Origin of the sequence: Streptomyces sp. CB02058 (assembly GCF_001905505.1) — a bacterium.
GTDB lineage: Bacteria > Actinomycetota > Actinomycetes > Streptomycetales > Streptomycetaceae > Streptomyces.
In genome coordinates, this window is the sequence record NZ_LIPG01000005.1 from 209,452 (window position 1) to 226,386 (window position 16,935).

Annotated in this window: 17 protein-coding genes; 1 reads left to right on the top strand and 16 read right to left on the bottom strand. The window is 72.5% G+C overall.

Features of this window, described 5'->3' with window-relative positions:
• Nucleotides 1-6: 6 nt before the first annotated feature.
• The 15 genes from AMK10_RS25880 to AMK10_RS25950 form a co-directional block, all read right to left on the bottom strand.
• Nucleotides 7-675: a response regulator gene (locus tag AMK10_RS25880; protein WP_073750364.1), complete on the bottom strand. Its 669-nt coding sequence runs from the start codon at nucleotides 673-675 to the stop codon at nucleotides 7-9.
• A complete protein-coding gene (locus AMK10_RS25885) occupies nucleotides 672-1,985 on the bottom strand; it encodes a histidine kinase (protein ID WP_073751010.1) in 1,314 nt (437 codons plus the stop codon). The genes AMK10_RS25880 and AMK10_RS25885 overlap by 4 nt, the downstream gene beginning before the upstream one ends.
• Nucleotides 1,986-2,059: 74 nt before the next feature.
• The gene (locus tag AMK10_RS25890; protein ID WP_073750365.1) at nucleotides 2,060-2,935 is read right to left on the bottom strand and encodes an alpha/beta hydrolase family protein; all 876 of its coding nucleotides are present in this window, start codon (nucleotides 2,933-2,935) and stop codon (nucleotides 2,060-2,062) included.
• Nucleotides 2,936-3,051: 116 nt separating this feature from the next.
• Entirely contained in the window at nucleotides 3,052-4,248 is a 1,197-nt protein-coding gene (gene kynU / locus AMK10_RS25895; RefSeq protein WP_073750366.1) for a kynureninase, read from the bottom strand.
• Nucleotides 4,241-5,089 (bottom strand): tryptophan 2,3-dioxygenase family protein, encoded by an 849-nt coding sequence (locus AMK10_RS25900; protein ID WP_073750367.1) that lies wholly within the window; start codon nucleotides 5,087-5,089, stop codon nucleotides 4,241-4,243. The genes kynU and AMK10_RS25900 overlap by 8 nt, the downstream gene beginning before the upstream one ends.
• Before the next feature lie 158 nt (nucleotides 5,090-5,247).
• On the bottom strand, nucleotides 5,248-5,661 hold the full coding sequence (locus AMK10_RS25905; RefSeq protein WP_073750368.1) for a DUF3151 domain-containing protein: 414 nt from the start codon (nucleotides 5,659-5,661) through the stop codon (nucleotides 5,248-5,250).
• A gap of 3 nt (nucleotides 5,662-5,664) precedes the next feature.
• A complete protein-coding gene (locus tag AMK10_RS25910) occupies nucleotides 5,665-7,155 on the bottom strand; it encodes a DHA2 family efflux MFS transporter permease subunit (RefSeq protein ID WP_073750369.1) in 1,491 nt (496 codons plus the stop codon).
• Between the two features lie 97 nt (nucleotides 7,156-7,252).
• Nucleotides 7,253-8,440: a MalY/PatB family protein gene (locus AMK10_RS25915; protein ID WP_073750370.1), complete on the bottom strand. Its 1,188-nt coding sequence runs from the start codon at nucleotides 8,438-8,440 to the stop codon at nucleotides 7,253-7,255.
• A gap of 83 nt (nucleotides 8,441-8,523) precedes the next feature.
• The gene (fbaA, locus tag AMK10_RS25920) at nucleotides 8,524-9,555 is read right to left on the bottom strand and encodes a class II fructose-bisphosphate aldolase (RefSeq protein ID WP_073750371.1); all 1,032 of its coding nucleotides are present in this window, start codon (nucleotides 9,553-9,555) and stop codon (nucleotides 8,524-8,526) included.
• Nucleotides 9,556-9,722: 167 nt separating this feature from the next.
• Nucleotides 9,723-10,262 (bottom strand): orotate phosphoribosyltransferase, encoded by a 540-nt coding sequence (pyrE, locus tag AMK10_RS25925; protein ID WP_073750372.1) that lies wholly within the window; start codon nucleotides 10,260-10,262, stop codon nucleotides 9,723-9,725.
• A gap of 30 nt (nucleotides 10,263-10,292) precedes the next feature.
• On the bottom strand, nucleotides 10,293-11,087 hold the full coding sequence (locus AMK10_RS25930; RefSeq protein WP_073750373.1) for an aldose epimerase family protein: 795 nt from the start codon (nucleotides 11,085-11,087) through the stop codon (nucleotides 10,293-10,295).
• A 29-nt stretch (nucleotides 11,088-11,116) separates the two neighbouring features.
• Nucleotides 11,117-12,073 carry an SRPBCC domain-containing protein gene (locus tag AMK10_RS25935; RefSeq protein ID WP_073750374.1) on the bottom strand — a complete coding sequence of 319 codons (957 nt, stop codon included), beginning with the start codon at nucleotides 12,071-12,073 and terminating at the stop codon, nucleotides 11,117-11,119.
• Between the two features lie 75 nt (nucleotides 12,074-12,148).
• Nucleotides 12,149-13,747, bottom strand: coding sequence for a polyamine aminopropyltransferase (locus tag AMK10_RS25940; RefSeq protein WP_073750375.1), 1,599 nt, complete (start codon nucleotides 13,745-13,747; stop codon nucleotides 12,149-12,151).
• 119 nt (nucleotides 13,748-13,866) lie between these two features.
• The gene (locus tag AMK10_RS25945; RefSeq protein WP_073750376.1) at nucleotides 13,867-14,388 is read right to left on the bottom strand and encodes a DUF2617 family protein; all 522 of its coding nucleotides are present in this window, start codon (nucleotides 14,386-14,388) and stop codon (nucleotides 13,867-13,869) included.
• A 311-nt stretch (nucleotides 14,389-14,699) separates the two neighbouring features.
• Nucleotides 14,700-14,960, bottom strand: a complete 261-nt coding sequence (locus AMK10_RS25950; RefSeq protein WP_073750377.1) for a hypothetical protein — start codon at nucleotides 14,958-14,960, stop codon at nucleotides 14,700-14,702.
• Between the two features lie 126 nt (nucleotides 14,961-15,086).
• Here AMK10_RS25950 and AMK10_RS25955 point away from each other — a divergent pair, with 126 nt between their 5' ends.
• Nucleotides 15,087-16,265 (top strand): pyridoxal phosphate-dependent aminotransferase, encoded by a 1,179-nt coding sequence (locus AMK10_RS25955; protein WP_073750378.1) that lies wholly within the window; start codon nucleotides 15,087-15,089, stop codon nucleotides 16,263-16,265.
• An 81-nt stretch (nucleotides 16,266-16,346) separates the two neighbouring features.
• Here the strand turns inward: AMK10_RS25955 and AMK10_RS25960 are convergent, their stop codons facing one another.
• The gene (locus AMK10_RS25960; RefSeq protein WP_073750379.1) at nucleotides 16,347-16,904 is read right to left on the bottom strand and encodes a YbjN domain-containing protein; all 558 of its coding nucleotides are present in this window, start codon (nucleotides 16,902-16,904) and stop codon (nucleotides 16,347-16,349) included.
• Nucleotides 16,905-16,935: the final 31 nt, after the last annotated feature.

The following is a 16,935-nucleotide window of genomic DNA, read 5'->3' on the forward strand; positions in this document are numbered from 1 at the left end:
CCGACGCTATCCGGGCGTGACCAGCCGTGCCTCGTAGGCGAACACGGCCGCCTGGGTGCGGTCCCGCAGTCCCAGCTTCACCAGGACGCGGCTGACGTGCGTCTTGATCGTCGATTCGGCGACCACGAGGTGCGAGGCGATCTCCAGGTTCGACAGCCCCTGGGCGATCAGCACGAGCACCTCCGTCTCCCGCTCGGTGAGGTCGCCGATCCTGGCCATGGCGGGCGGCCGGGGCGCCTCGGCGATCCTCGAGAACTCGGTGATCAGCCGCCGGGTCACCGTCGGCGCGAGCAGCGCCTCGCCGGAGGCCACCACCCGCACGCCGTCGGCGAGCTGCCGGGCGGAGGCGTCCTTGAGCAGGAAGCCGGAGGCACCGGCCCGCAGCGCCTGGTACACGTACTCGTCGAGATCGAACGTGGTCAGGACCAGCACCTTGGCGTCGGCGTCGGCCGCGACGATCTCGCGGGTGGCCTCGATGCCGTTGAGTTCCGGCATCCGGATGTCCATCAGCACCACGTCGGGCCGCAGGGCGGCGACCTGTGACACGGCCTGGCGCCCGTCGACGGCCTCGCCGACGACCTCGATGCCGGGCATCGCGTTGAGCAGGACGGAGAAGCCCTCGCGGACCATCATCTGGTCGTCGACGATCAGTACCCGGATGGGCGACTCGCTCATGCGCCCCCACCGTCCTCGGTGCGCTCACGGTCGGCCTGCACGGGAATGAACACGGCGACCTCGTATCCGCCGTCCTCGGTCCCGCCCGCGGTCATCTCCCCGTTCAGCATCGCGATCCGCTCCCGCATCCCCGTGATCCCGTGGCCGGCCCCCGGCGACGGCTTGACCAGCCCCCGCGCGGGGCCGTTGACGACACGTACGCCCAGCCCGCCGAGCACATAGCCGATCTCCACCCGCGCCGAGGCTCCCGGCGCGTGCCGGAGCGTGTTGCTCAGCGCCTCCTGGACGATCCGGTAGGCGGACAGCTCGACGCCCTGCGGAAGCTCCCGCACCGCGCCCGTGACGGTCTTCTCGGTCTGCAGGCCCGTCTCCCGGACGTTGTCCAGCAGCCGGTCGAGCTCGGCGAGGGTGGGCTGCGGGGCGTCCGGCGCCTCGTAGTCCTCCGCCCGTACGACGCCGAGCACCCGGCGCAGCTCGGTGAGGGCGGCCACGGCGTTCTCCCGGATCGTGGCGAACGCCTGCTCCAGCTCGGGCGGCGGGTTCTCCACCCGGTACGGGGCGGCCTCGGCCTGGATGGCGACGACGGACATGTGGTGCGCGACGACGTCGTGCAGCTCCCGGGCGATGGTGGTGCGCTCCTCCAGGAGCGTGCGCCGGTCGCGTTCGACGGCGGTGACGGTGCGCTGCACGGTCACCTCCCGCTCGGCCTCCCGGCGCACCTGCACCATGGCGACGACGAGCAGGGCGAAAGCGGAGGTGACGGCCATCGGCGCGGTGTTGGAGAAGCCGGGGCCGATGTTCCCGAGGAGGCTCCCGACAACGAGAGTGCCCAGCCACATCCAGGCGGCGGTACGCGGCCGGGTCCTCGCCGCGACGACGACCAGCACCCCCAGGTGGCAGATGAAGGCGCTCACCTGCCAGGGCCAGTCGCCACTGCCCACCACGGCCACCACCGGGGTCGACACGAGCGAGACCCAGAACGCGAGGACGGGGCGGATCAGTGTCATCAGCAGCGTGGCGACCGGCAGGAACGCGGTGATGAGGGTGGCGATGCCGAACGGCGAGTAGTCGTTCGCCGTGAAGACACCGTCCAGCAGCGCGATCAGCGCGACCGCGCCGACCACCGCGTGCGGGAACCAGACGGCCCGGGCCCTCACGGCCCTCGGCAGCCGGCGGATCACCGGTCCGTCCGTGCCGAGCGGGCCGAGCGGGCGGTAGGCGAACACGTCGTGGAGGAGGTCCTGCCGCAGGCCGCCTATCGCCCCTGCGGCCAGCCGGAATTCCGGGCTTCTGGTCTTGGTCTCGGTCACGTTGACACGGTAGGTGCCGACCGGGGCCCCGGTCGTCAGCAGTGAAGCGGATTCCCAGCCGTCCATCGCAAGTACTACCAGGCCAGCTGGGCGATCTCCTCGGCCACCACCGCGCAGGCGTCCGCCGACGGGTCGATCAGCGGGAAGTGCCCGACACCGTCCAGCAGGGTCAGCCCCACCATCTCCCCGGCCTTCGCCGCGGCGTCCACGAACGCCTCGGTCACGGCCTGCGGCACGGTGGTGTCCTCCACCCCCTGGACGACGGCCGTCGCGATCCCGGTCGGCAGCAGCAGGGCCGGATCGACGTGCGCGCTGCGCGCCTCGAAGTCGTCGGCGCCGCCGAGCAGCTGGTGCAGCGCACCGGAGCAGACGTCCAGCTCCACCGCGCTCGCGAAGTCCCCGATCGGCGCCAGCGCGACGACCCCGCGCAGCGGCGGTGGAGCGGGCAGCCGCCACGGCGAGCCCTCGGGGAGTACGTGCCGGGCCGCGGCCCACAGGGCGAGCTGCCCGCCGGCCGAGTGCCCGGTGACCACGGTCTTGCGCGGATCGGCGCCGGGGAGCTCCCTGGCGGCCAGCGCCGGCAGGGCGTCCATCGCCGCGGCCACGTCGTCGAAGGTCTCGGGCCACCGCCCGGCGACCGGTCCCTCCCCTCCCTGCCGCGGGATCTCGCCGCCGCGCCGGTACTCGACACTGGCCACGGCAAAGCCGCGCCGCGCCAGGAAGTCCGCGAAGGGCGACACGTGCTGACGGTCGTACGGGGCGCGCCAGGCCCCGCCGTGCAGCAGCACCACGAGCGGGGCGCCCTCACGGCCGTCCCGGGGCGCGAAGAAGTCGATCACCTGGTCGGGGTGGCTTCCGTAGGCCGCGGACCCGTCGGGGGCGACCACCGGATGCGCGAACGCCGACTCGGTCTCGGCGGCGTCCCGATCACGCGCGGCAGAATCCGACATGCTGCTCCAACCGTCCTACGCCTGTGCCCAACTGGACTGACCTGCGGGGACGGTACCAGTACGGCGGACCGCCGCCGTACGGGCCCGGGGAGCGGACGCGTACGGCGGCGGGCGGCTCAGACCCCCAGCACCTCCGCCAGGATCCGCGCCGCGCGCTCCGCGTCCGCGAAGCCCACGTACAGCGGGGTGAAACCGAACCTCAGGATGTCCGGGCGCCGCAGGTCGCCGACCACTCCGCGCTCGACGAGCGCGCGCATCACCGCCTCGGTCTCCCCGGGCACCTCGCAGCGCAGGGAGACCTGGCTGCCGCGCTCCCCGTGCGGGACCGGGGTGACCGGGGTGACCCTGCCCTCGGGGACGTAGGCGGCGACGCACTCAAGGAAGAAGTCCGTCAGGGCGAGGGACTTGGCCCGCACGGCTTCGACCGGTACGCCGTCCCAGACGTCGAGCGACGCCTCCAGCGCCAGCATGGACAGGATGTCGGGGGTGCCGACCCGGCCCCGTACGGAACCGTCCGCCGGGACGTAGCCGGGAGTCATCCCGAACGGGTCCGCGTGCGAGGTCCACCCGGGCAGGGGCGAGTCGAAGGCCGCCTGGTGGCGCTCGGCGACGTACAGGTAGGCGGGCGAACCGGGGCCGCCGTTGAGGTACTTGTACGTGCAGCCGACGGCCAGGTCCACACCGTGGGCGTCGAGGCCGACCGGCAGGGCGCCCGCGCTGTGGCACAGGTCCCAGACGGCGAGCGCGCCCGCGTCGTGGACCGCGGCGGTGAGACCGGGCAGGTCGTGCAGCCTGCCCGTGCGGTAGTCGACGTGGTTCAGGAGGACCGCCGCCGTGCGCGGCCCGAGCGCGTCCGGCACGTCGGACGGGGCGACCGGCACGACGCGGTGGCCCGTCATCCGGGCCGCCGACGAGGCGATGTACCCGTCGGTGGGGAACGTCGTCGCGTCGACGAGGATCTCGTCCCGGCCCTCACCGGCGAGCCGGGTCGCGGCGACGACGGCCTTGAAGACGTTCACGCTGGTGGAGTCGCCCACCACGATCTGCCCCTCGGCGGCGCCGACCAGCGGGGCGATCCGGTCGCCGATCCGCTCGGGCGCCGTCCACCAGCCGCTCTCGTCCCACGAGCGGATGCGCAGCGAGCCCCACTCCCGGGTGAGGACGTCCTGCATGCGCGCGGGGACATGGGCGGGCAGCGCGCCCAGCGAGTTGCCGTCGAGGTAGACGGTGTCGTCGAGGAGGAACAGCTCGCGCAGGGCGGCCAGTCCGTCGGCGGAGTCGAGCGCCTCCGCGCGCTCACGGAAGTCAGACATGGCTACGCGCCGTCCACAGCTCGGGGAACACGCTCTTGGTGGCCCGCTTCTCCAGCCAGGCGACCCCGGCCGATCCGCCGGTCCCGGTCTTCGAGCCCATCGCCCGCCGGGTGGCGGTCAGATGGTCGTTGCGCCAGCGCCACACCAGCTCGCCGACATCGGTGAGCACCTCGCCGAGCCGCACGAGCTCGTCGTTCTGGTCCGGGGCCGCGTATATCTCCGCCCAGACGGCCTCGACCGCGGGGGACGGCTCGTACTTCCGCGAGAGGTCCCGCTCCAGCACCGACTGCGGCACGGCGTACCCGCGCCGGGCGAGCAACGCCAGCGTCTCGTCGTACAGGCCGGGCTCGTACAGCGCCTTCTCCAGCTCGGCGTGGACACGGGGCGCGCCCCGGTGCGGCACGAGCATGGACGCGGACTTGTCGCCCAGCAGGAACTCCATCCGCCGGTACATCGCGGACTGGAAGCCGGACCCCTCGCCGAGCGAGCCCCGGTAGGAGTTGAACTGGGCGGGGGTGAGGCCGGCGAGCGGCTTCCAGGAGGCGTTGAGCGCCTCCAGCTCCCGCAGCGAGCGCTTCAGCGCGTCGCGGGCGACCGGGATGCGGTCCTCGCGCAGGGCGTGCGCCGCCGTCTCCCACTCATGGACGATGACCGTGAACCACAGCTCCATGACCTGGGTGGTGACCAGGAAGACCATCTCGCCGGGATCGTCGGAGCGCAGGTGCTGGAGATGGGTCAGGACGTCCGCCTGGACGTAGTCCTCGTACGGAGTGGTTCCCGCGAAGTCCAGATGCGGAGTGTCCGCACCGGTGGCTTCGGGGTCGGGGTGGATGGCCGACATTTCTGTCTCCTCGACACGAGCTTCCGGGTAGCGGTCCGCCCCTTCCTCTGAGGTGGTGGAGCTCCGGTCCCCTGATCGGCATCCTAACGGCCTTCCCGGGAACGCGTCGGGCCCCGCGGGGCTGCTGCCCGCGGGGCCCGGAAGCCGGGGGGCGTCTCTCAGCCCAGGGTGTCGGCGGCGGTCTGCGAGGAGTCGCGCAGGAAGGTCGAGCAGCGCTCGTACTCCTCCTGCTCACCGATGGCCTGCGCGGCGCGCGCGAGGGCGTGCAGCGCACGCAGGAAGCCGCGGTTCGGCTCGTGCTCGAACGGGACGGGGCCGTGGCCCTTCCAGCCCGCGCGGCGCAGGGCGTCCAGGCCCCGGTGGTAGCCGGTGCGCGCGTACGCGTACGACTCGATGACCCGGCCGCCCTCGTACGCCTCGTCGGCGAGCTGCGCCCAGGCCAGCGAGGAGGTGGGGTACTTCGCCGCGACATCGGCGGGCGCCGTGCCTGCGGCGAGCAGCTCACGCGGCTCCGGGTCGTCGGGCAGATGGGTCGGGGCGGGGCCCCCGAGCAGGTTCTCGTGGATGGACATGGTTCAAGTGTGCCTGGGTCCGGGCTCCGGCTCCAAGGGCGGGGCCGAGACACCGCAGTGCATGGTGCACGCGGGCTGCGGCTCCTCCCTGGCCGCCTCGGGCCCCCGCACGGTCCACCAGGCGATCACCGATCCGGCCACCAGCAGCCCGGCGCACATCGGCATCGCCCGCCGGAACGTCGAGGCGAACTCCCCCGCGTCCCGGTACGCCTCCGGGCCCATCCCGGCCAGCAGTGGCAACGCGGCCACCGCGAGCAGCCCCGCGGCCCGCGCGGCGGCGTTGTTGATGCCGCTGGCCAGCCCGGCCCGGCCGGTGTCCACGGCCGCCAGGACGGTCGCGGTGAGGGGTGCCACCAGGGTGACCATGCCGAGGCCCAGCACCAGCACGGCGGGCAGGACGTCGGCCACGTACGAGGCGTCCGGGCCGACCCGCAGCATCAGGAGCATTCCGGCCGCCGCCAGCAGAGGGCCGACGGTCAGCGGGATACGGGGCCCGATCCGCCGGCCGAGATCGCCTGCGGACGCGGAGAACAGCAGCATCAGCACCGTCGTGGGCAGGAGCGCGGTGCCCGCACCGAGCGCGGAGTAGCCGGCGACCACCTGGAGCTGGATCGCGGACAGGAAGAAGAACCCGCCGAGGGCGGCGTACACGCAGAAGGTGACGATGTTGACGGACGTGAACTGCCGGGACGCGAAGATCGAGGGCGGCACCATGGGCTCGGCCCTGCGCCGCTCCACCTGGACGAACGCCACCCCGAGCACCACGCCGAGGAGCGCCGCGCCGACGACCAGGACGGACGCGCCCTGCTCCGGCACCTCGATCAGCGCATAGGTGACCAGGGCGAGCGCGAGCGCGGCGAGCGCGGCCCCGAGCACGTCGAAGCGGCCATGGGCGCCGGGGTCCCGCGACTCCGGTACGTGGCGCAGGGCCACGGGCACACAGACGGCGGCGAGCGGCAGATTGAGCAGGAACACCCACCGCCAGCCCGGCCCGTCCACCAGCCAGCCCCCGAGGAACGGCCCGACGGCCGCCCCGACCCCGCCGAGCCCGGACCAGAGCCCCACGGCACGGGCCCGGTCGTCGGGGTGGAAGCTCGCCTGGATGATCGCCAGCGAGCCGGGCGTGAGCAGCGCGCCCCCGACCCCCTGGAGGGCCCGCGCGGCGATCAGCACCTCGGCGTTCGGTGCGATCCCGCACAGCAGCGAGGCCACGGCGAACCAGACGACCCCCAGCACGAACACCCGCCGCCGCCCGAACCGGTCGCCGAGCGCGCCCCCGAGCAGGATCAGCCCCGCCAGGGTGAGCATGTAGGCGTTGACGGTCCACTGCAGGGCGGCGAGATCGGTGCCGAGGTCCTGGCCGATGCGGGGAAGGGCCACGTTGATGACGGTGGAGTCGAGCAGGGCCATGCTCGACCCGAGCACGGTGGTCAGGACGACCCACCGCCCGACGGGCGAGGCGACCCTGATCCCGTCCCCGTCCACATCACTCATACGAGCAGCATCACCGCTGCCGCCCGGAGAGGCCATTCACGCCACGCGCATGCCCGCCCGGCGCGCGCGGCGGAGCGGCACCCCGCCGCGCGCCCCGCTACCCCTCCAGTGCCCGCCCCGCGCCCCCGTCCTGCCCCTCCAGTGCCCGTACCAGCGCGGAGACCCCCGCCAGCACCTTGCTCCGCGGGCACCCGACGTTCAGCCGTACGAACCCCGGCGCCCCGTACACCTCGCCCGGCATGATCGCGACCTTCTCCCGCTCGATCAGCACCCGCTGCAGCGCCTCGTCGTCCACCCCCAGGGGACGCAGGTCGATCCACGCCAGATACCCGGCCTGCGGCGGCTCCCACGCCAGCGCGGGGAACGCCCCGTTCAGCCGCTCCGCCACCAGCGCCAGGTTCTCCGCGATGTACGCGCGCACCGCGTCCAGCCACTCCCCGCCCGACCGGTACGCCGCGATGTGCGCGGTCAGCGACAGCACCGCCGGCGAGGCGAGCCCTTCCGCCGTCTCCATGCGGCGCAGATACTCCGCCCGGTCCGCCGGGTCCCCGATGATTCCGTAGGACCCGGTCAGCGCCGGAAAGTTGAAGGACTTCGACGCGGACGTGATGACGGCCCACCGCCCGTCACCGGCCACCCGGACATACGGAACATGCGTGTACCCGTCGTGCACGAAGTCCGCGTGGATCTCGTCGCAGACCACCGCCACCCCGTACCGCCGTGCGAGCGAGGCCATCTCCCGCAGCTCGGCCTCCGTCCACACCCGCCCCGTCGGATTGTGTGGCGAGCAGAGCACCAGCACCTTGGCGTCGTCCCGCGCCAGCTCCCGTTCCAGGGCCGCCGTGTCCCCCAGCGGTACGCCCCGCAGCTCCCGCCCGAGCCCGGTGACCGCCTTGCGGAAACCGTCGTACACAGGGGTGTGGGCGACCACGCCCTCGCCCTCTGCCGTCCACATCTGGAGCAGCTGGGAGAGCTGGCTGAGCACGGACGGCCCGTAGACCACCCGCCCGGTGTCGATCCCGGTGCCGTAGCGCGTCGCGTACCAGTGCCCGATCGCCGAGAGGAAGTCGTCGTGCTGCCACGTGGTGTAGCCGAGGACACCGTGGTCCAGGCGTGCGCGCAGTGCGCTCAGCACCTCGGGCGCGGTCTCGAAGTCCATGTCGGAGATGGTGAACGGCAGCAGCCCGTCCACCCCGAAGCGCTCGGCGACCCCGTCCCACTGGACACACCAGGTCCCCCGGCGGTCGATGACGGTGTCGAAGTCGTAGCGCGCAGACGTGCTCAATGCGGATCCCTCGGGTTCTCGGACATGGAGCGGGCCCGGCCCCCCGAAGGGTGACCGGGCCCGCCCGTACGTCCGTGACGTACTTACTTCAGCTTGGTGCCCGAGGAGCGCAGGTTGGCGCACGCCTCGGTGACACGCACGGCCATGCCCGCCTCGGCGGCCTTGCCCCACGTGCGCGGGTCGTAGGTCTTCTTGTTGCCGACCTCGCCGTCGACCTTCAGGACACCGTCGTAGTTGCGGAACATGTGGTCCGCGACCGGGCGGGTGAAGGCGTACTGGGTGTCGGTGTCGAGGTTCATCTTCACGACACCGTTCTCCAGCGCGGTGGCGATCTCCTCGGCGGTGGAGCCCGAGCCGCCGTGGAAGACGAAGTCGAACGGCTGGCTGCCGGCCGGCTTGCCGTACTTCTCGGAGACGCCCTGCTGGAGGTCCTTGAGGAGCTCGGGACGCAGGACGACGTTGCCCGGCTTGTAGACGCCGTGGACGTTGCCGAAGGACGCTGCCAGCAGGTAGCGGCCCTTCTCGCCCAGACCCAGCGCCTCGGCCGTACGCAGCGCGTCGTCGACGGTCGTGTACAGCTCGTCGTTGATCTCGTGCGTGACGCCGTCCTCCTCGCCACCGGTCGGGGTGATCTCGACCTCGAGGATGATCTTGGCGGCGGCGGCCTTGGCCAGCAGCTCCTGGCCGATGGACAGGTTGTCGGCGAGGGTCTCGGCCGAGCCGTCCCACATGTGCGACTGGAACAGCGGGTTCAGACCCTTGGCGACACGCTCCGCGGACACGTCGAGCAGCGGGCGCACGTAGGCGTCCAGCTTGTCCTTGGGGCAGTGGTCGGTGTGCAGCGCGACCGTGATGTCGTACTTGGCGGCGACGATGTGCGCGAACTCGGCCAGGGCAACGGCGCCCGTCACCATGTCCTTGTTGTGCTGGCCGCCCAGGAATTCGGCACCACCGGTGGAGATCTGGACGATGCCGTCGCTCTCCGCCTCCGCGAAGCCGCGCAGTGCAGCGTGCAGGGTCTGGGTCGACGTCACATTGATGGCCGGGTAGGCGAACTTGCCTGCCTTCGCCCGGTCGAGCATCTCGGCGTAGACCTCGGGGGTTGCGATGGGCATCTGTCCGCTCCTTGGGATGTGCGGGTGTGCAGTGCTTGGTCCCTGACCTGGGGGCGACGTCATCGTCGCCCTTATCTTCCCAGACTCTCGTCCCGGCTCCACGCTGCCCGTCGCAGTAACGCTCCCTGTTTCACGTGAAACAGGGAGCGCCCCGATGAAGCCGCAGGTCAGGCCAGGTCTAGGTCGGCCACGGAGTAGACGTGAACGTACGGCAGACCGGCCTCGGCGATGGCCGGAGCCGCGCCGCGCTCGACGATCACGGCCACGGCGACGACCTCGCCGCCGGCCTCGCGCACCGCCTCGACCGCCGTCAGCGGCGAACCGCCGGTCGTCGAGGTGTCCTCGACGACCAGGCAGCGGCGGCCCTTGACGTCCGTGCCCTCGATGCGGCGCTGCATCCCGTGGGCCTTCTGCGCCTTGCGGACAACGAACGCGTCCAGGCTCGTCCCGCGCGCCGCCGAGGCGTGCAGCATCGACGTGGCCACCGGGTCGGCGCCCAGCGTCAGACCGCCGACGCAGTCGTAGTCCAGCTCGGCGGTGGCGTCGAGCATGACCTGGCCGACCAGCGGCGCGGCCTTGCCGTCCAGCGTGATCCGGCGCAGGTCGATGTACCAGTCGGCTTCCAGACCCGAGGAGAGGGTCACCTTGCCGTGCACCACGGCCTTGTCCTTGATCTGCTGGAGCAGCTCAGCGCGTACGTCAGTCATGTCAACGAGGGTAAGCGCTGCCGCCGGGGCTCAGAGCCGCACCCAGTTCCAGGTCGTCACGATCTCCAGGGGGTCGATCGGGGTGACGAGCCGGGGGTCCGTGTTCAGCCCGTTCGGCGGCCCGGACTGCGGCTCCACGCAGACCGCCTCGGCCTGCTCGTCGTAGATCACCACCCAGGCGTCCCGGCTCTTGACCGTCAGCTCCAGCTGCTCGGGCCAGGTGAGCTTCACGTCGACGCCGTCGGGCATCCCGAAGCAGTCGTCCCAGGGGCCGGGCAGGGGATCGATCCGCCGGCCGGTCGGCAGGTGGTTGTCGCCCCGCTCCTCCTGCCAGGCGGCGTCGAAGGCGATGCCCACGTCCTGCCCGCCGAGGTTCCGCCGGAACCAGGGGTGCCAGCCGGCCTGCGCCGGGAAGGAGTCCCCGTACGTCTCGACACCGAGGCTCAGCGTGAGAGAGTCCTCGGTCAGCTCGAAGGACTGCGTCACCCGGCCCTCGTACGGCCACGGGTCGGCCAGGTCGTAGTAGAAGGCCGCCTCCGCCTTCTCCTGCCGGGCGAGCTTCCAGGCGGTGTCGCGGCCGGTGCCGTGGATGGCGTGCGGCGGGGAGTTCAGCGGCAGCTGGTGCGGCTCGCCGCCGTTGCGGAACAGGCCGTTCTCGGTGCGCCCGCACCACGGCACCATCGGGAAGCTGCCGTACCGCTCGCCCTGGCGCAGCAGTTCGGTGCCTCCGATCCGCAGGCTGCTGATCCGGCAGCCATGGACGGGGTCAACGGTCAACTCGGCATCGCCGGCGGTCAGCCGGACGTTCTTCCCAACATCGCTCACGCCATGACACTACTGGCGCGGGGCGCCTCTCATGGCCTCCGGCGCCGCAGAGCCCTGCCGACCACCACGGCCGAGGCGATCGCGAGGGCGGCGGCAGGGGCGGCCCAGCGCAGGGTGAGGCCTGCGGCACCGGCCTCGGGCGACGGGACGGGGGCGTACCGGCCGCGCGGCGGGGCGTGGTCGACCTCCTCCGTGCTGCGGCCGATCATGGTGCGGCGGGCGTGGGCTGCCTCGGCGGGCGGCTCGTCGGGCACGGTGAACTCCAGCTCCGCGGAAGGGTCGAGCGAGGACGGCGGTACGGGTGCGTCGAACAGGGACTCCTGGTCCGGGGAGGCCGGCCCGCCGGACGCCTCGTGGGACGTCCCGCCGGAGGACGACTCGCCGGAGGACGACGGCTCGGTGGACGGCTGCTCGGCCGAGGGCGGCTCCACGGGCGACTCTCCGGACAGCTCCCCGGGGCCGGAATCGGAGGCCCCCGCCGCCCCGGCGGCACCGGGGGCGGACGGCGGTGCGGAAGCCTCCGGCGCCGACGCCCCGTCCCGTTCCGCCAGGGTCTCCGTCACCAGCTGCTGCGTGAAGCGGTCCAGCAGCCGTTGCGCGGCGCCGAGCGCCGTCTTCGCCTCCAGGTCCACGATGCGGCCGTCGCCGCCCGCCGTCCCGCTGAAGGCGATCGTCGTGCCGCCGTCCGTCTCCGTGAGCACGACGGTCAGGGACAGCTTCGCCGAGCCGGTGCCTCTGGCCTCCACACCCTCCCCGGTCACCGAGAAGGAATCGGGGCCGCCTCCGTCGGAGGGCCGCAGCGTCAGGGCCCCGCGATACGTGATCGTGTGGCCGTCGGCCCGGAATTTCAGCCGGCCGGCCAGCGGACCCGCCGACGCGTCGGCGTCCTGCTGGAGGCCGGGCACACAGCGCGCGACACGGGCGGGATCACCCAGCGTCCGCCGAAGGGACGCGGCCGGAACCGGAACGAACACCTCATGCTCCATACCGCCCGAGCCTACTCAGCCCCGGCCGTCCCGTCAGCGCTTCCACACCCCGCACACCGTGCGTACCGCACCCGCTCACCGGTCCTCCCGGTAGCGCGGGTGCACCAGGGTCGACGGCTCCACCCCCGGCTGCCGCGTCCGCTCCGCGGCGTCCCGCGCCGCCCGCAGCTCCCGGGCGTCCAGGGTCCGCAGCTCGGGCGCCCCGGGGTCGAGGCCGAGCGCGCCGGTCGCGTGCCGCGAGGCCAGCACGAATCCCCAGTCCCGTGGCGCCCCCGAACCGCCCGTGGCCCGGTCCGGACCCGCCGCGAAGCCCGTGAGGCGCCCGTCGACGCGGTACGGCACGGTCGTGAGGCCGCCGGCCCGCACCGAGGCGTCCACCGTCCAGAACACCGCCGGTCTGCCGCTCACCGGCCCCGCGTGCACCACCAGCCGGCCGCCCGGTTCCAGCGCCTCGGCGACCAGCCCGTAGAACTCGGCGGCGTAGAGCTTCGTGCTGGCCGTGATCCCGGGGTCGGGGAGGTCCGCGACCACCACGTCGTACCGGCCGGGGGTGGCCCGCAGCCAGTTGAAGGCGTCCGCCGAGACCGTCGTCAGCCGCCGGTCGTCGAACGCGTGCCCGTTCAGCCGGGAGAGCGCCGGGTCCGTACGGGCCAACCGGGTGACGCCCGGATCGAGCTCGACCACCACCACGGACTCGACGTCCGGATAGCGCAGCACCTCCCTGGCGGCCAGTCCGTCGCCGCCGCCCAGGATCAGCACCCGCCGGTGGGTCCCCCTCATCGCCGGGTGCACGAGCGCCTCGTGGAAGCGGTACTCGTCGCGGGAGCTGACCCGCAGCCGCCCGTCCAGATAGAGGTCGAGGCCGCCGCGCCCCGGCCCGGTGAGGACGACCTCCTGCACCCCCGTCTGCACGGCGACCCGCACCTGCGGCCCGTACACCGCGCGCCGCGCCGCCCGCTCGAAGTCGTCGACCAGGACCGTGGCCGTCGCCAGCAGGGCGATGACGGCGGCGTTGACGGTGATCAGCAGCCAGCGCTCCCGGGTGCCGAGGTCCCGGCGGAACACCCACAGCACCAGCGCCCCGCCCGCCGCCGCGTTGACCGCGCCGGTGAACAGCGCCCCGGTGAGCTGGCCCATCATCGGCAGCAGCAGGAAGGGGAAGGCGAGCCCGCCGACCAGCGCGCCCACGTAGTCGGCGGCGAAGAGGTCCGCGACGGCCCCGCCCGCGTCCTGCCGGTCGACCCGCTGGATCAGCGTCATCAGCAGCGGGATCTCCGCGCCGATCAGGACGCCGATCGCGAGCGAGAAGCCCACCAGGGCGTGGCGGGACTCGCCCAGCCAGGCGAAGGAGGCGTAGAGGACGAGTGCCGAGGTGCCCCCGATCAGCGCGAGCGCCGCCTCGAGCAGCCCGAAGCCGACGGCCGCGCGGCCGCGTAAACGTTTCGCGAGGAGCGAGCCGATGCCCATCGCGAACACCATCACGGAGAGCACCACGGAGGCCTGGGTGACCGAGTCGCCGATCAGATACGAGGCCAGCGCCACCAGTTCCAGCTCGTACACCAGACCGCACGCGGCGCAGATGAACACCGCGGCCAGCACCAGGAACCTTCCGGTCCTCGGCCGCACGGGAAGTCGCGCCGCGCCCCCTCGCAGCGGCATCTGCTGGTCGATCATGAGGCGAACGCTACGTGACGAACCCGTTGCCCCTTGTCACCCACACGGGTGCAAGTGAGGCGCATCGGGCATGCGCCCCGCCCCCTTCGCGCCACCCCGGACCGGCCCGCCCGCCCCGCTCAGGAGACCCCCGCCCGGATACGCGTCCCCACCCGTGTCCGGGTCACGACGAGCTGGCCCTCCTGCGGGTACGCGTGCCAGGTGCGCCAGCGCACCTGGCCCTCCGTCCGCTGCGCCAGCATCGCGGTGAAGGCGTAGGGGCTGCCGGGGAACGTCCCGGCGAGCCCGTGGGGGTGGTCGGTCACCAGTGCGAGCAACTCCTGCGCCCGTCCGGCGAAGGACCCCTCGGAGAGCGTCTCGACGCGCGCCGCGAACTCGTACTCCCAGTCGCCCACACGTTCGGCGACTCCGAGGGGCAGTGGGGTGCTGCTGCCCGGAAGACAGGCGACGGTCTCCGAGCACGACCGCCGCTCCTCCTCCATCAGCACCTGGTGGGAGGCGCCGAGCAGCCGCATCTGCACCTTGGCGCCGTCCAGTTCGAGGTCGAGGACGGCGAGCGCGGGCAGGGGTTCACACCCGAGCGCCCAGGCCAGATCGGCGGCGCGGGTATCGGAATAGGAGGTCTGGAGGGTCGTGAGCATGGATCGGCTCCGCAGGACACACAGGGACACATGGACAGGAGGTGCCCCCGCGCGGCGCACGTCGGGGGCAGGCAAGCCCGATCCGGCCCAACTGGGCTCCGAGGGCTGAATGTTCTCTACATCGATGCAATCACGAAGTACGCGGCACTCACAGCGTTTTTACCCAACTTGCCGTGGTTTCCATCCGTCAGGGGGCAGCACGGTTCACGTGTTCCAGGCGCCTCCAACCAAAAGATGTCCGGCGGGAGTTCACCTCCCGCCGGACACCTCGCGCCCTTCCCCGTCCGCGGCGCACGGCCGGCCGCGCCGGGTCAGTCGCCCCCGCCGCCCCCGCAGCCACCCCCGCCACCGCAGGAGTGCCCGCCGGAGTGCCCACCGCCGTCCGAGTGGCCGCCGCTGTCACCGGACCACCAGCTCCCCGTGTCGGCGGCACCACCACCGCCGCTGTCCCCCGAGCCCCGGCGACCGGAGCGACCCGCGAGCGACCTCTTCCTGCCGCCCGAACCCGAGGCGAGCGCGGCGATCCCGACCACCACGATCACCAGGAACACGATGAAGACGAACAACTCCATCGACCTCACATCCTTCTCTTCCCCCGAAGCGAGGTCCCCGCTTCTCACGTGCCCCTTGGATTCCCGCGCCCCTCCGCGGCGAAAGCAGACTTGAGCAACTCCAGAGCTTCGGCCCAGGATGGCGTCATGACACAGGAACGACCGCTGCTCAACCGCCGCCTCGCCGAGTTCGGGACGACCATCTTCGCGGAGATGTCGGCGCTGGCCGTGCGGACCGGATCGATCAACCTCGGCCAGGGTTTCCCCGACTCCGACGGGCCCGAGGCGATCCGCGAGGCCGCGGTCCGCGCCGTGCGCGCCGGCCACGGCAACCAGTACCCGCCCGGCCCCGGGGTCCCCGAACTGCGCACCGCGATCACGGAGCACCAGCGCCGGCGCTACGGGCTGGAGTACGACCCCGACGCCGAGGTCCTCGTCACCACGGGCGCGACCGAGGCCATCGCCGCCTCCCTGCTGGCACTCCTGGAGCCCGGCGACGAGGTCATCGCCCTGGAGCCCTACTACGACTCGTACGCCGCCTGCATCGCCATGGCGGGCGGCACCCGGGTCCCCGTGACGCTCCGCCCCCACGACGGCGCCTACCGGCTCGATCTCGACGAGCTGCGCGCCGCCGTCACCCCCCGCACCCGGCTCATCCTGCTCAACACCCCGCACAACCCGACCGGCACCGTCCTGACCCGCGACGAGCTCTCCGCGATCGCCGAGCTGGCGTGCGAGCGGGACCTCCTCGTCATCACCGACGAGGTCTACGAGCACCTCGTCTTCGAGGGCGAGCACATCCCCCTCGCGTCCTTCCCCGGCATGCGCGGGCGCACGGTCACGATCAGCAGTGCGGGGAAGACGTTCTCGGTGACGGGCTGGAAGATCGGCTGGATCACCGCGAGCCCCGAACTGGTCGCGGCGGTGCGCTCCGCGAAGCAGTTCCTGACGTACGTCTCCGGGGGCCCCTTCCAGTACGCCGTAGCGGAGGCCCTGCGGCTGCCCGACAGCTACTTCGACGAGCTGCGCGCGGATCTGCGCGCCAAGCGCGACCTGCTGAGCACGGGCCTGGCCGAGGCGGGCTTCGACGTCTACAAGCCGGCGGGCACCTATTTCGTCACCACCGACATCCGCCCGCTGGGGTCCGGCGACGGCTTCGCCTTCTGCCGGGCGCTGCCCGAGCGGTGCGGGGTCGTGGCCATCCCGAACGCCGTCTTCTACGACCACCGCGAGCAGGGCGCGCACTTCGTCCGCTTCGCGTTCTGCAAGCGCACCGACGTGCTCGCCGACGCGGTCACCCGGCTGAAGAGCCTCCAGGCGTCCTGACCCGCGGCACGACGAAGGCCCGGCCCGGGGCGGTGGCCGCATGGACCACGCCCCGGGCCGGGCCTTCGCCCGTGAGCCGGATCAGGCCTCCGTGGACTCCTCGCCCGCGGCCTCGCCCTCGGGCTTCTTGTCCGCCGGCTCCAGGCCCAGGCGCTCCACGAGCCACTTGTCGAACTCGATCGAGGCCCGCACCCAGCTGACCGTCGAGGAGACGAAGTGCTCCAGGCTGACGCCGGTGCCGATGAGCATCTGCGCCTCACCGATCAGCCGCACGGACGCCGCGGCGCCCTCCTCGCCCTCGTGGGAGTGCGTGTAGACCTTGGGCCACAGGGTGCGGCGGTTCCAGTCGTCGATCGCGTCGAGGAGCACGGCGCGCTGGTCCAGGGCGTGGGGGCGGTCGTAGAACGTCCGGACCGAGAAGACCTGCTGCTCGTCCTCGCCGCGGAACATGAAGTACGTGCGGAACTCTTCCCACGGTGCGGCGAGGTCGCCCTCGTCGTCGACGACGTACTTCAGCTCCATCTGCTCGAGAAGCTGCTTGACGAGGTCCTGGTCAGGGACCACGGGGCCCTCGGGTCCTGCCGCCTGCGGTTCGGGCTGTCCCCCGAAGTTGGGGATCGAGGACGGGTCGATAGACATCGCTGGGTACTCCTGTGGATCGCACGTGGTT